General features: G+C 33.7%; 14 protein-coding genes and 3 tRNA genes. 9 read left to right on the top strand and 8 right to left on the bottom strand.

Annotated elements, in window-relative coordinates:
* Positions 1–26 precede the first annotated feature (26 nt).
* Both MTP08_RS04885 and MTP08_RS04880 read left to right on the top strand, forming a co-directional pair.
* The gene (locus tag MTP08_RS04885; RefSeq protein WP_243577281.1) at positions 27–1856 is read left to right on the top strand and encodes a TonB-dependent receptor plug domain-containing protein; all 1830 of its coding nucleotides are present in this window, start codon (positions 27–29) and stop codon (positions 1854–1856) included.
* A gap of 20 nt (positions 1857–1876) precedes the next feature.
* The gene (locus MTP08_RS04880; RefSeq protein WP_243577280.1) at positions 1877–2920 is read left to right on the top strand and encodes a YncE family protein; all 1044 of its coding nucleotides are present in this window, start codon (positions 1877–1879) and stop codon (positions 2918–2920) included.
* 65 nt (positions 2921–2985) lie between these two features.
* Here MTP08_RS04880 and MTP08_RS04875 read toward each other — a convergent pair whose 3' ends face one another.
* The 4 genes from MTP08_RS04875 to MTP08_RS04860 all read right to left on the bottom strand — a co-directional run bounded on the left by MTP08_RS04875 (position 2986) and on the right by MTP08_RS04860 (position 6634).
* On the bottom strand, positions 2986–4407 hold the full coding sequence (locus MTP08_RS04875) for a CCA tRNA nucleotidyltransferase (protein ID WP_243577279.1): 1422 nt from the start codon (positions 4405–4407) through the stop codon (positions 2986–2988).
* Between the two features lie 204 nt (positions 4408–4611).
* Positions 4612–5160, bottom strand: coding sequence for an L-threonylcarbamoyladenylate synthase (locus MTP08_RS04870; RefSeq protein WP_243577278.1), 549 nt, complete (start codon positions 5158–5160; stop codon positions 4612–4614).
* A gap of 142 nt (positions 5161–5302) precedes the next feature.
* Positions 5303–5917 carry an outer membrane beta-barrel protein gene (locus tag MTP08_RS04865; protein ID WP_243577277.1) on the bottom strand — a complete coding sequence of 205 codons (615 nt, stop codon included), beginning with the start codon at positions 5915–5917 and terminating at the stop codon, positions 5303–5305.
* A gap of 216 nt (positions 5918–6133) precedes the next feature.
* On the bottom strand, positions 6134–6634 hold the full coding sequence (locus MTP08_RS04860) for a hypothetical protein (RefSeq protein ID WP_209390628.1): 501 nt from the start codon (positions 6632–6634) through the stop codon (positions 6134–6136).
* A 162-nt stretch (positions 6635–6796) separates the two neighbouring features.
* On the opposite strand from MTP08_RS04860, the gene MTP08_RS04855 reads away from it, so the two are divergent.
* Positions 6797–8158 carry an aldehyde dehydrogenase gene (locus MTP08_RS04855; RefSeq protein ID WP_243577276.1) on the top strand — a complete coding sequence of 454 codons (1362 nt, stop codon included), beginning with the start codon at positions 6797–6799 and terminating at the stop codon, positions 8156–8158.
* Between the two features lie 152 nt (positions 8159–8310).
* Here the strand turns inward: MTP08_RS04855 and MTP08_RS04850 are convergent.
* The 3 genes from MTP08_RS04850 to MTP08_RS04840 all read right to left on the bottom strand — a co-directional run bounded on the left by MTP08_RS04850 (position 8311) and on the right by MTP08_RS04840 (position 8603).
* A tRNA-Met gene (locus tag MTP08_RS04850) sits at positions 8311–8386 on the bottom strand.
* A gap of 39 nt (positions 8387–8425) precedes the next feature.
* Positions 8426–8498, bottom strand: a tRNA-Met gene (locus MTP08_RS04845).
* A gap of 32 nt (positions 8499–8530) precedes the next feature.
* Positions 8531–8603, bottom strand: a tRNA-Met gene (locus tag MTP08_RS04840).
* Positions 8604–8703: 100 nt separating this feature from the next.
* Between MTP08_RS04840 and MTP08_RS04835 the strand changes: the two genes are divergently transcribed.
* From MTP08_RS04835 to prmC, 4 genes are all read left to right on the top strand, one after another.
* Entirely contained in the window at positions 8704–9315 is a 612-nt protein-coding gene (locus MTP08_RS04835) for an L-threonylcarbamoyladenylate synthase (protein ID WP_243577275.1), read from the top strand.
* 16 nt (positions 9316–9331) lie between these two features.
* On the top strand, positions 9332–10033 hold the full coding sequence (locus tag MTP08_RS04830) for a CPBP family intramembrane glutamic endopeptidase (protein WP_243577274.1): 702 nt from the start codon (positions 9332–9334) through the stop codon (positions 10031–10033).
* Positions 10034–10100: 67 nt separating this feature from the next.
* Complete coding sequence (gene yaaA / locus MTP08_RS04825; RefSeq protein ID WP_243577273.1) at positions 10101–10859, top strand: peroxide stress protein YaaA; 759 nt, start codon at positions 10101–10103, stop codon at positions 10857–10859.
* The gene (prmC, locus tag MTP08_RS04820) at positions 10856–11707 is read left to right on the top strand and encodes a peptide chain release factor N(5)-glutamine methyltransferase (RefSeq protein ID WP_243577272.1); all 852 of its coding nucleotides are present in this window, start codon (positions 10856–10858) and stop codon (positions 11705–11707) included. The genes yaaA and prmC overlap by 4 nt, the downstream gene beginning before the upstream one ends.
* A gap of 1 nt (position 11708) precedes the next feature.
* Here prmC and MTP08_RS04815 read toward each other — a convergent pair whose 3' ends face one another.
* Positions 11709–12989: a replication-associated recombination protein A gene (locus MTP08_RS04815; RefSeq protein WP_209389714.1), complete on the bottom strand. Its 1281-nt coding sequence runs from the start codon at positions 12987–12989 to the stop codon at positions 11709–11711.
* A 173-nt stretch (positions 12990–13162) separates the two neighbouring features.
* On the opposite strand from MTP08_RS04815, the gene yidD reads away from it, so the two are divergent.
* Positions 13163–13408 carry a membrane protein insertion efficiency factor YidD gene (yidD, locus tag MTP08_RS04810; protein WP_209389713.1) on the top strand — a complete coding sequence of 82 codons (246 nt, stop codon included), beginning with the start codon at positions 13163–13165 and terminating at the stop codon, positions 13406–13408.
* A 400-nt stretch (positions 13409–13808) separates the two neighbouring features.
* Positions 13809–14681 carry a prolipoprotein diacylglyceryl transferase gene (gene lgt, locus MTP08_RS04805; protein ID WP_394803770.1) on the top strand — a complete coding sequence of 291 codons (873 nt, stop codon included), beginning with the start codon at positions 13809–13811 and terminating at the stop codon, positions 14679–14681.
* Positions 14682–14687 lie beyond the last annotated feature (6 nt).

The following is a 14687-nucleotide window of genomic DNA, read 5'->3' as shown; positions in this document are numbered from 1 at the left end:
GTTTTCGGAGGAAAGACAAGCGTAATATGAGTTTAAAAAAAGCATTCGTTGTAGTTTCTGGATTCTTCAGTCTGAATTTTTATTTTGGTCAGGAAACCCAGATTGACACCCTTTATATTTTCGATACTCAGATGAAAAAGGTTAAACTTTTTCATGAGGTTCAAACATTATCTGCGGCAGATATTCAAAAAAATGCGTCCAATCTATCAGAAGTTCTGCGATTTCAGTCACCGGTATATATTAAAGAAAATGGACGGGGTGCTGTATCTTCACCTTCTTTTAGAGGAACAACAGCTCAGCAGACCGCCTTTGTATGGAACGGAATCAACATTAACTCTCTGTTTTTAGGGCAAGGCGATGTAAATAATATTGCCCTTTCCGGATACGACCAAATGGAAGTGAAATCTGGAGGCGGAAGTGTGATTTACGGAAGCGGAGCGATTGGAGGAAGCATTCATTTGAATAATGATTTGAGCTTCAACAAAGGTTTTAATGCACAAATCCATTCAGAAGGAGGTTCTTTTAGTACGTATCAAAATTTTGCGAAAGGCTCTTTCAATAATGATAAATTCAGTTTTAAAGCTTCTGCCAATTACCTCATCAGCGAAAACAACTACAAGGTTGAAGAAAAAAATTACATTAACCGAAACGGAAAATTTTTTAATACCACTTTCAATATAGGAACTTCTTATAAAGTTTCTCAACAAAACACGGTTTCCTGGCAAAGCCAATGGTTTGATGCAACACAGAACTACCCTATTTTTGAGGAAAACGGAAATAAAACAAAATACGAAGCACAGACGGTAAGAAGTTTACTGGCTTGGGATTTTAATCATAAAAAAATATCCAACAGTTTGAAAACCGCTTATACGGAAGACAATTTTCAGTATTTCGGAATTATAAATGCCCCGAAAACAAGTGGTGGAACAGCAAAAAACTATATCGTAAAAAACGATTTCAATTATTTTATTGTTCCTCAACTCAATCTTAATGTAATCGGAGAATTTCAGCATAATATTGGAGAAGGCTACCAATCAGGAATTAGTAATGTACATAGAAACGTTGGCTCTGTTGCAGGTTTGCTGAGATATTTCCCAAGTTCAAAAATTAGTTTTGAAGCAGGTATAAAACAAGACTTTGTAGAAGATATTAAATCTCCGCTTTTGTATTCTTTTTCGGGAAAATGGAAAGCCAATCGATGGTATCAGATGAGTCTTAACGTGTCTAAAAATTTCCGATTTCCTTCGTTCAATGATTTGTACTGGGAACAGGGAGGAAATCTTAATCTGAAACCCGAAACATCTCTTCAGACGGATATGACGCATGAATTGAAGGCTTTTGATTTCACCCTTAAAATAAGTCCGTACTACATGAAAATCGACCAGATGATTCGCTGGCTTCCTACACCAATGGGGTATTGGTCTGCATTCAATACTCAAAAAGTGGAATCTTATGGTTTAGAATCACAGCTGACTTATCAGAAAAAATTCAATCATCATAATTTGAGGCTGATTGCTGGATATATTTATACAAAATCGACCGATGTGGAAACACAAAGACAATTGATGTATGTTCCGCTGCACAAAATTTCGGCTAATTTGGATTATGCATATCGTTTCCTGAATATTTACGCACAAGGCTTATATAACGGACTTACTTATACCACTGCCGATGAAAGCAGAAAATATGCAATTAATCCTTATTTCGTAGTGAACGCAGGAGCTTCTGCAACGTTGACAAAAAAATATACATTGGGAGCCAGAGTTAATAATATAACCAATACAGCTTACCAAACAGTCGCTTATTATTATATGCCTCAGCGAAATTACAGCATTTACGCAACCATTAATTTTTAAAATATTTAAATCTATATATTATGAAATTTAACAGATTACTACAGCTTTTTTTTGCATTTGCACTGATTTTTTCGGTGTCATGTATATCCGACTATGAAGAAATTCCGGTTGCCATAAATTATCAGAACGGATATCTTATTACTAATGAAGGAAATTTCGGAACGCCAAATGCAGATGTAAGTTTCATTACAAAAGATCTAAGCTTGATGCAAAATGATCTTTACAAAGCCAATAACGGTAGCGAAAATTTAGGAGAGGTACTTCAAACGATGGTTATCGACGGAGACAAAGCTTTTTTACTGCTGAATAATTCCAACAAAATTCAGGTTGTTAACCGTTATACATTCAAAAAAGCAGGTACAATTAGTACTGAAATTAATCAGCCAAGATACATGGCAATTGCCAACAATATGCTTTATGTATCTAACGATCAGTACATGGGAGCAAAATACGTGAGTATTTATAAAGTTTCTGATTTGTCTTTTGTGAAAAAAATTCCGTTTACCAATACAGCTGAGAGAGTTGTAGCTGCAGGAGGGAATATTTTTGTACAAAATGCTACTTACGGATTTGGTACTACCTTAACTAAGATTAATACTACAACCAACGAAATTGATGGCACTCCGGTATCTATTCCAAACGGAAACATCAATAAAACCATTGCATACAACAACAATGTATATGTAATTGCAACTGGTACTACAGATTCTTATATTTACGAAATTTCTCCAGCAGGAACTATTACCAAAAACATAACGTTGAGCAATGTTGCCAATGCGACTAATTTACAAATTGATGGTGGTAAGTTTTTCTACAGTTCTGCAAACAAAATCTATTCTATGGATATGAATGCTACCGCAGCACCTACAGCGCCAATTATTACCGCAGTTGATGGTGGACAATATTTTACTTTATATGGATTTAATGTTTTGGAAGGAAGAATTTTCACTTCGGATGTGAAAGGCTTTACACAGGCAAGCGAAATAAGTGTTTACACTACTTCTGGAACTTTCATCAAAAAATTTACGGTAGGAATGGGAGCAAACGGAGTTTATTCCAACTAATATTTTCTGGTTTTGAACAACAAATTCGGCGGCATCTTCGATGCCGCCGAATTTTTTTATAAATTTTAAGCAAGTTTTAATCCTAGTTTTTCAGCTTCTGAAATCACAAAATTCTTTGCTTCTTCGCTGTCATTGGCTATTTCGCCTTCCAGAATTGCTTCTTTTACTTTATCTTTTAAAATTCCGATTTCGCGACCAGGTTTTAAATTGAACATATTCATAATTTCTTCTCCGGAAATAGGTGGCTGAAAATTCCTAACCTGATCTTTTTCTTCCACTTCTTTAATTTTAACCGCTACATATTCAAAATTTCTTTTGAATTTTTCCTGTTTTTTGGAATTTTTTGTAGTAATATCAGCTTTACAAAGAGTGAATAAATCTTCCATGTCTTCTCCGGCATCAAAAAGCAGTCTTCTAAGTGCAGAATCCGATGCATCATCGGTAATAAGTGCAATAGGCCTTGAAGAAAGCTTCACCATTTTCTGAACATACTTCATATCGTTTCCTAATGGTAATTTTAACCTTTGAAAAAGAGTTTTAACCATTTTGGATCCTAAAAACTCGTGCCCGTGAAACGTCCATCCTGTTCCTTCTACAAACTTTTTAGTAGGAGCTTTTCCTATATCGTGTAACAAGGCAGACCAGCGTAACCAGAGATTATCGGTATTTTCTGAAATATTGTCTACCACTTCAAGCGTATGGTAAAAATTATCTTTATGCATTTGTCCCTCAACTTCCTCAACTCCTTTCAGATCCATAAGTTCTGGAATAATGAGCTGCATTAAACCTAATTCTGCCATAAGTTTAAGACCTACCGATGGCTTTTTGGAAAGCATAATTTTGTTAAATTCAACCATAATTCTCTCCATCGAAACAATCTTGAGTCGCTCTGCTTCCTTTTTGATCGCATTTAAAGAATTTTCTTCAATTTTGAATTCTAAAGTTGATGCAAAACGAATTGCTCTCATCATTCTGAGCGGATCGTCTGAATAAGTCTGTTCAGGTTCAAGTGGGGTTCTTAAAATACCTTTATTTAAATCTTCTACTCCTTCGAAAGGATCAATTAATTCTCCAAAATTATCCTGATTAAGGGAGATTGCCATTGCATTAATGGTAAAATCCCGTCTTTTTTGATCGTCTTCTATAGTTCCGCCTTCAACTTCCGGTTTACGGCTGTTTTCTGTGTAACTTTCCTTTCTGGCTCCCACAAATTCCAATTCCAAATCTTTATAGCGAATCATTGCAGTTCCGTAGGTTTTAAAAACTGAAACTTTCATTTTAGGATCAATTTCTTTTCCAACGTTTTGAGCCAGCTCAATCCCGCTTTGTTCTGTGACAAAATCTATATCGGTTGACGCTTTTCTTTTCATCAGTAAATCCCTGACAAAGCCTCCTACAATGTAAACAGACTGATTGTTTTTGGATGCGGCTTCTGAAATAAGTTTAAAGAGTTTAAGATTTTTATTTTGGGCGAGATTAATGAACATTTTCGGTATAATTTAGGTTCAGATAAAACTTGTATTAAAGTTTATCTAATTCGAAACCATTAAGAATTTGGAATTGACGAATTAAAATTCAGATCATTCCAATATTAATGATTAAACATGCTGCAAAGATAACTATTTTAGGTCGAAATGAGAATAAGGGTTCGCTTGAAGGATTCACTCTACAATACGAAATCAGAAACAGAATTATTCTCTTAAAACTTTAATTCTGTTATCATTCCAGATTTTTATTACTGAGGAACCAGAATACTTTGAAACTTTATCCCGGTCTTCTTCCACAGCATAATCAACAAGCTGAATAATTTCATCAGAAATATCAGAAAATTTCATCGGACTTTTATCTCCGCTAAAATTGGCTGAAGTAGAAACCAAAGGCTTATTAAGTTTAGATATCAGCTTTTTGCAAAAATCGTTTTTTACCAAGCGAATTCCTATGCTTCCATCTTCTGCTAAAATTTCTTTGGGTAATCCTCTAGGATTTTCATAAACGATGGTAACGGGTTTTTCGCTTAAGTCTATAATTTCCCAAGCCATTTCCGGAACATCTACTAAATCCTGTAATCTTTTCTCAGATTCAACAAGGATAATTAGAGATTTATTTTTTTCTCTTTTTTTGATGTCAAAAATCTTATTAATAGCTTCTGTATTTGTTGCATCGCAACCAATTCCCCAAATAGTATCTGTAGGATAAAGTATGGTTCCGCCCGACTGGAGTATTTTGATGATATTATCCATAAAGTTTTTCTGTAAAATGTAAAAAAGCAAATTTACGCATTCTGTACAGAAGATAATTTCTATTTTATAAATGAAATTTAGATTCGTGGCATAAAAAAATCCCGAACGTTAAGTCCGGGATTTATGTACTATATTTTGTTAATTACTTAGCAAAAACATATTTTACACCAACACCTACGTTAGCTAAATTCAATCCGAAGTTGAAGTTGTTTACATTCTTAGCTCCGTCGATATCATATTTAGAAGTGCTGTAACCAAATTCTCCGATTGTAGCTTCAATAGTCCAGTTTTTGTTCAAGAAATAATCTAAACCTGGTTTTACAGAAACTCCGAAAGAATTGTAGTTAACTTTTTGAGAAACAGTAGTATTGTTTACATTTTCTTCAGATTTTTCGTTACCAAAATGCATTGGAACAGAAAGCTGTCCGAAGATATATAATTTATCTCCTAAAGTCCAATATTTTCTTGCAAATGGCTCAACTACAAAAGCAGCGTTTGTATTTTTATCATAACCATTGTTGAAATTTTCTTTTTTACTTGTTGAAGCATAACCAACTCCTAAACCTACTGCTAAGTTTGGTGCTACAAAATAACCCACAGTTGGAACAACTGCAAAGTTATCATCTTTAGTATCTTCGTTATTATCTTCTACAGAAGAATATCCTACAGTTCCAGATAAATAAGTAGTTCCTTTAGCGATTTGCGCATTTGATAAACCAAAAGCTACAACAGCAGCTGTTAATAATAATTTTTTCATGTTTTAAACTATTTTAATACTTTCTATGCTGCAAATTTATAAGGCTTTTATGTTATATTAAAATTTGTTAATATGATTAATATCACGCATCAACAGGAGGTTTTTGTAAATCAATTTTTTAAAAAAATAGGTTTTAAATACCAAAAACTTAAAAATATCACAAAAAACACTCCAACTTTTCAATTGGAGTGTTATATGATAGATAAAAATGTATTTTTACTTCAGAAAAAAGTTAATTCCTAAGTTAATTGCTCCAAAATTAGAATCTATCCTTCTGTCTCTGTCGAAATCCCTTCTTTCACTGCCTATATTTTGGTAACCTAAATATAATTCAGCATTTGGCATTTGGTAACCCACTTTAGGATAAATATACAAGCCACTGTTGATGCCGTCTTTTGTTGAAATTGCACCACCCAAATCAAGACCTACGAACAATGGTACTTTAGCAAATTTATATTTACCTGATGCAGCCAAAGGAACAAATCCGAAATCATCAAACCTATCTTTTCCGAAAAAATGAGAATATCCGGTTGTAACTCCCACATCCAAGCCTTTCATAATTGTCCACATATATGCTGCATCCACACCAAGGGTAAAAGTAGACATTTTGGATGCATCTCCTACCGGTGCACCAATGTGCCCTCCTAATTTAAATCCACTTTGTGCATTTACCGATCCAAACAAAGCAAATGCTCCTAATAAGAATAGTTTTTTCATGATATTTTATATTTTGTTATTAACTCAAATATCTTCGAGCAAACAAAGTGCCACACAGTATTCTAAAAAACATAGAATTATTTTATCATACTTTTATTAAATTATGATTATGAAGACATTTTGGGCAAAATATTTGCTTAAAATTGCAAAAAGGTTCAAGCAATGGAAATTTCTCAGGTAATCTCTCTTCAAAAAAAGTTTTTCAAAACTCAACAGACTAAAAATATTGAATTTCGTACATTACAGTTAGAGAAACTTAGAGATATTATTATAAATAATGAAGAATTATTATTCAGTGCTATTTATAAAGATTTTGGAAAATCGAAATTTGACACCTTCACTACCGAAATATCTTTTATTCTAAATGATATTAAATATTATCTTAAAAATTTAAAATCGCTTTCTAAACCCAAAAAAGTAAGAACAAATTTTACCAATCTATTTGGAAAAAGTCGAATTTACTCTGAACCACTCGGTAATATTCTTGTGATTGGAGCATGGAATTACCCTTATCAGCTTTCGCTCTCACCAATCATCGCAGCCATTGCTGCTGGAAATTGCTGTATTCTGAAGCCTAGTGAAATTGCAGAAAATACAATGCACACAATGGCTAAATTGATTAACGAAAATTTCCCTCCCGATTATCTTTATGTGTATGAAGGTGGAATTGAAGAAACCACACAACTTCTAATACATAAATTTGACAAGATATTTTTTACAGGAAGCAGTCACGTAGGAAAAATTGTATATAAGGCTGCCGCAGAAAACTTAACTCCGGTAACCTTAGAACTAGGTGGAAAATCGCCTACAATTATTACACAACACGCCAATCTTGAAGTTGCTGCACGAAGAATTGTCTGGGGAAAATACCTTAATGCCGGACAGACTTGTGTTGCTCCTGATTATCTCTTAGTGGAAGAATCGGTTCAGGAAAAATTTCTTGAAATTTTAGTAAAATACATTAAAGAGTTCGACTATCAGGCAAATTCAGAACATTATACGAAAATTATTAACCACAAAAATTTTCTTCGGCTTACAACGTTAATTGATAAGAATAAATTAATTTTTGGTGGAAATTATGATGAAGAACAATTATATATTCAGCCCACTGTTCTATCAAATATAAATTGGAATGATGAAATTATGAAAGAAGAAATATTTGGCCCTTTACTGCCTGTAATTTCTTTTGCTAATTTCAATACAACTTTGGATAATATCCTTGACAAAGACAAACCTTTAGCAGCTTACCTTTTTAGTGACAATCAAGATGAAAAAGAGAGTTTTCTTGATAAAATATCTTTTGGCGGAGGCTGTATTAATGATGTGGTAATGCATTTGGGAAATGAAAACCTTCCATTCGGAGGAGTTGGAAATTCCGGAATGGGCAGTTATCACGGTAAATTTGGTTTTGAAACATTCTCACACCAAAAATCCGTATTAGAAAAAGCAACTTGGGGAGAGCCTAAAATAAAATATCCTCCTTATTCTGAAAAGAAATTCAATTGGATTCGAAAATTATTTTGATTTTTTATCATTTATAAAATTTAAGGTATGCCTAAAAGTGTGCCTCCCAATGCTCAATTTTTACCAAATTGCAAGAATTTTGAATTTCCTCAAAAATGACAATCCATTGATTCTCAAACACAAAAAAGGAGAACCGTTTCTGATTCTCCTGTTGGTAGCGGGGACACGACTCGAACGTGCGACCTCCGGGTTATGAGCCCGACGAGCTACCTACTGCTCTACCCCGCGGTATATTTTTTTGAACGTTTACCGAAAACGTTAAATTAGTAGCGGGAACCGGACTCGAACCGATGACCTTCGGGTTATGAGCCCGACGAGCTACCTACTGCTCCATCCCGCGATGTATTGTTATTTCACTAAAAGTGAACTTTGTAGCGGGGACACGACTCGAACGTGCGACCTCCGGGTTATGAGCCCGACGAGCTACCTACTGCTCTACCCCGCGATATTGGACTGCAAATATACGAATTTATTTTACAACTGCAAGTTTTTCTTTTAAATAAGGCATATTCTTTGTTTCAGAGTAAATATTCGTACATTTGTTTATGGCAAAAATTCTAAAAATATACCCCGATAATCCTCAGGAAAACCTCATTAATGAAGTTATTAAAACATTAAATAACGGAGGATTAATTATTTATCCGTCTGATACGGTTTATGCTTTAGGTTGTAATATTTTTGACATTAAGGCGATGGAAAAACTTGCCCAGATAAAAAAACAAAAACTGGAAAAAGCAAAATTTTCGATTATTTGTAATAATCTCAGCCATCTTTCTGATTTTACAAGACCCATAGACACTTCTGTTTTTAGATTTTTGAAAAGCCATCTTCCGGGACCATATACTTTTATCCTCGAAGCTAATAAAAGTTTGCCGTTAGCTTATAAAAACCACAAAACAATAGGAATAAGAGTTCCCGACCATCCTATACCGCAGTTAATTGTTGAAAAATTAGGGCATCCAATAGCTTCAACATCTATTAAAGATGATGATGAAATTATTGAATATTCTACAGATCCCGAACTGATTGCCGAAAAATATGATCATTTGGTGGATATCGTCATAGATTCCGGATATGGAGATAACATGGCATCTACAATTGTAGATTTAACATCTGGAGAACCCGAAATTATCCGTCAGGGAAAAGGAGAAATATAGACTGTTCTGCAAAAAAATGAGTGTAAACGGAAGATATTCTTTAGGAATTATATTGGCATTTGTAATGCTTGCAGCTTCAATGTTGTATTCAATTCCTTTAATTAATCAGTTTTTTCATTATAAAACATTAACTGTAGATTTATTTTTTTACAACAGACTTTCTTTATGGTTGGTTTTAATTATGGTTTTAATCTATAATTTCACCTTTGAGAATCGTTCTTTTTTCGTTTGGGAAGATAAAAAATATTCTATTGTATTTTATTTCGGTGCTGTAGTAGTACTGTATTTAATATGCGCTTTCGGAGGAGCATTTCTGAATATCATTATTAAACTTTTAACCAAGGAAAAACTTAGCGACAGGCTTTTAGAATTTAAAAATCTGCTTCAAAATAACTATCTTCTCATTGCTTTTACGTGTCTAACTGCCGGTGTAATTGAAGAATTATTGATGAGAGCTTACATTCAGCCAAGAATTGAAAAAATATACAACAGTCCGTTATTGGGTATCGTAATTTCGGCGTTGTTATTTGGGATTTTGCACAGCACTTACGGAACAGTTAGTCAGGTGGTGATTCCATTTTTTATCGGTATTGTTTTCTCTATATTTTATAAATTATATTCGAATATTAAAATACTGATTATCTGCCACTTTCTTATAGATTTCATCTCATTAATGGCTATGAATCTGTTGGATGCAAAACATTTAACTGTATTCTGAATAAGTAAAACAAGTCCAGTAATCTCAAAATTTTAAAAATTCAAATAAAATATCCTTCATAAAAACTATGAAAATTATAACTTCTCCCGCCAAGTTAATGAATATTGATTATACAACGGATTTTTTCAGATCCACAACTCCAAAATTCATTGATGATTCTGCACTCATTCAATCTCATCTGAAAGAAAAATCACCAAAATATCTTTCAGAATTAATGGAGATTTCGCCAAAACTTGCAGACGAAAACTGGGAAAGAAACCAAAAATGGAAAGCAAAACCCTCGGCAAAAGAATCCTGTCCCGCTTTATTCGCCTTTACAGGAGAGGTTTACAGAGGTTTAGATGCCAAAAGTTTAGATAAAAAAGCAGTAGAATATCTTCAGAAAAACTACAGAATGCTTTCGGGTTTGTATGGTCTCCTGAAACCTTCTGATAAAGTAATGCTTTACCGATTAGAAATGGGTAGAAACTTCGAATTTGAAGGTCACAAGAATTTATACGAATTCTGGACGGAAAAAGTAACCGACCAACTCAATTCTGAAATGAAAAAGAATGAAATCCTGCTTAATCTGGCAAGTAATGAATATGTAAAAGTAATCGACAGAAAAAAACTTAATCACACAGTAATTGATTTTGATTTTTATGAACTGAAAGACGGAAAACCAAAAACCATCGTAGTTTATACAAAACACGCACGCGGTTTGGTGACAAGATTTTGTGCAGAAACCAATGCTAAAACACTTAATGATGTAAAAGCGTTCAACTACGAAGGCTACAGAATAGATGAAGAGAAATCCACAGAAAAAAAATTGGTTTTTGTAAGATGAAATTCAAGGAAATAAAGGCAATTTTTTCGCAGCAACTTTCAGATTTATATTCGGAATCTGAAAGTAATTTTATGTTTCAGATTTTTGCGGAAAAGATTTTAGATTTAAATGCATTTCAGCAAAGACAATTCCTCAATGAAGAAATTTCCGAAAAAAATAAAGAAAAATTTCTCGAAATTATTTCAGAATTAAAAACAGGAAAACCTTACCAACAAATCTTAGGAGAAACAGAATTTTACGGAATGAAAATTTTTGTTGATAAAAATGTTTTAATTCCACGCCCAGAAACCGAAGAACTTCTGGAGTTTGCCATAAAAACAATCCAAAACACTGATTTTTCTGCTCATAATTTTAAAATATTAGATATCGGAACGGGCAGCGGAATTATTCCTTTAGTTTTAAAAAAACATTTTCCTAGTGCCGAAATAATTTCTATTGATTTTTCAGAAAAAGCCTTAGAAATAGCGAAAAAAAATGCCGAATACCATCATTTAAACATCAATTTTATCCATGCAGATTATCTGAATTTACATTTAGATCAAAATTTCGAGGTAATTATCTCCAATCCGCCTTACATCGGAATAGATGAAGAAACCGAAATTGAAGATTCTGTAAAAGAATTCGAACCCAAAATGGCATTGTTTTCACCAACTTCCGATCCGCTTATTTTTTACAGAAAAATCGCACAAGACAGCAATCATCACCTCATCAAAAACGGACTTGTTTTTTTAGAAATCAATCAAAAATTAGGTAAGGAAACTTTAGCTTTGTATCAAAATAATTTCAGCAACGCAGAACTTATTCAGGATTTAAGCGGAAATGACCGTTTTATTTTCGCCGTAAAGTAAATTACTCGTACTTATTTTGCCATTTCTTCTTCAACTCGTCATAAATCTTTTTTTCGGTAGCATTATTTCCGGGTTGATAAAATTTCACTTCTTTTATTTCTTCAGGTAAAAAATCCTGATCCACAAAATTGCCATCGTAAGAGTGTGCATATTTATAATCTTTTCCGTAGTCTAAATCTTTCATCAGCTTGGTTGGAGCATTTCTAAGATGCAACGGAACCGGAAGATTTCCTGTCTTCTTTACAAACGCCAAAGCTTCATTAATGGCTGCATAAGCAGAATTGCTTTTAGGTGAAACCGCCAGATAAATTGCAGTTTCGCTCAGTAAAATTCTTGCTTCAGGATTTCCGATAACATTAATTGCCTGAAAACAATTGTTAGCCATTATAAGTGCATTCGGATTTGCCAAACCAATATCTTCAGAGGCCAAAATTAGCATTCTTCGGGCGATAAATTTAATATCTTCACCTCCGGCAATCATTCTGGCAAGCCAATATACAGCTCCGTTGGGATCGCTGCCTCTCATAGATTTTATGAATGCCGAAATAATATCATAATGCTGTTCTCCATTTTTATCATACAATGCCATTGTTTCTTGAAGCACAGACATAACATCTTCATTATCAATCTCATTTTTGCCAGAATTTTTAAACTGATTAAGAACCAGCTCAACAGAATTTATCAGTTTTCTGCCATCACCACCCGAATATTGTATAAATGCAGCTTTATCTTTAATGAGAAAACGAGAATTTTCATCATTATTGAATTTTGTAACGGCAATATCAATCAGTTCTTCCAATTTCTCGTAGCTTAATGCTTTCAAAATATAAACCTGACTTCTGGAAAGCAATGCAGACACCACTTCAAAACTCGGATTTTCTGTAGTTGCACCGATTAAAACAACCCAACCTTTTTCTACTGCATGAAGCAAAGAATCTTGCTGAGATTTATTGAAACGGTGAATCTCATCAATAAAAAGAATGGGCGATTTTCCGGAAAAAAGATTTTGTTTTTTGGCATCTTCAATTACATCCCGAACATCTTTAACGCCTGAAGAAACTGCAGAAAGTTTAAAAAATTTTCTCCCCGATTGTTCAGAAATAATTTCAGCCAAAGTGGTTTTACCTGTTCCCGGCGGACCCCATAGAATAAGAGAATTTAGGGTATCATTTTCCAGCATTTTTCTAATTGTACCTTTTTCTCCGGTAAGATGTTCCTGCCCCAAAACCTCATCCAAAGTTTTTGGTCGTAATCGTTCTGCTAAAGGTATATTCTGAGCCAATTTTTTTTGAATTTGAATTAAATATAATTAAAGAATGAGTTAGCGGAATAATTATATAACAGACTTGCCTCTGCAAATACAGATTTTGTGTAAAAGGCAAACATTATTCCTTCCCCGAAACTTCTAACAAAATTAAACTAATTTTAAATTTTTTACCCTATTTTTGCAATGTTTTGAAACAAAAATTCAACAAAATAATCACTTTTCCTCTGGTAATTCTCATCAGGTTTTATCAGTGGTTTATCTCGCCTTTACTTCCCAAAAGCTGTCGGTATGAACCCACCTGTTCCCATTATATGGTAGAAGCTTTGCAGGTTCATGGGATTTTTAAAGGGTTTTGGCTGGGTGCGAAGAGAATTTCAAAATGTCATCCATGGGGAGGAAGCGGTTATGATCCTGTTCCTCATAAAAAAAATTAATTTTAAAACATTTTTAATAATGAATAATATAATCTTTCGAGTTTATCTTTTAATTCTTGCCTTTTTTGTGCAGAATACTTTTGCCCAAAGCTATCCGGATGGCGTTTCTGATGCGGATTTGATGGTGAATAATCAGGCGGTTCCTGTAAAAGTATTCTCCACTACCGATGCAAAAACGTTTGCAGATTTTGCAGGAAAAAATGCTCCTAACAGTCTTGTTATCGTAAATTCTGCCAATCTGGAATCTAAAAACGGTTGGGGAGCTTTTTATGATAATTCTTTTTCTATTCTGAAACAAAATGGGTATCAGTTTTTAGACAAAAATTTTAAACCTACAGAAAACAAATCAGATTACAAATACGTTGTCAAAAGCAAACAGCCATTAAAAGAAAGTGACCAAATTTCTTTAAAAACCAGCTACAAAATTTGGGATCCTTCCGTAGGAATACAATTAGGACCTTTTACACTGCATTTCTACAGTCTTATGTTTGTTTTTGCATTCGGTTTCGGATATATGCTGATGAAAAAAATATTTGATATCGACCACGTAAACCAAAAATATTTGGATCCTCTTTTTACATGGACTTTAATAGGAACCATTCTAGGAGCAAGATTAGGACACGTAATTTTTTATCAGCCAGAGCTTTTCAAACAAGATTTTTTAAGTGTATTTCTACCGATAAGAACAAAACCGGAATTTGAATTTACAGGGTTTTCAGGGTTGGCAAGTCATGGGGCAACCATTGCGTTAATTTTAACTACGCTTTATTATTCATTTAAGATCATCAAGAAAAATCCTTTTTGGGTTTACGATAGATTAGGAATTGTAGTTGCTTTAGGAGGTGCTTTTGTAAGAATGGGAAATTTTTTCAATTCTGAAATTGTAGGTAAACCTGCAGATCCCAATTCACCGTTTGCCATACTTTTCCCGCAGATGAGTGATGAATACGGAGTTACTGTCCCAAGATTCCCAGGACAGTTATTTGAAGCCACCGGATATGTATTATTATTCGTTCTTTTATGGTTTTTGTACAGAAAAACAGACAAAAAATACCAACAGGGATGGCTTTTCGGATTGTTCTTTATTATCCTTTGGGCAATAAGATTTTTTGTTGAATTTTTAAAAGAACCTCAAGGAAAAGAATTCATTTCTATTGCTGGACTGAATACGGGACAGGTATTATCTATCCCTTTCATGATTGCGGGAGTTATCATCATGATTTACTCTAAAAAAATGAAAATTACAGAAGCAGAAAATGCTAAACCCGAATAAGCATTA

Source organism: Chryseobacterium oryzae (assembly GCF_022811665.1).
GTDB lineage: Bacteria > Bacteroidota > Bacteroidia > Flavobacteriales > Weeksellaceae > Chryseobacterium > Chryseobacterium oryzae.
This window is presented reverse-complemented; position numbering and strand designations above follow the sequence as displayed.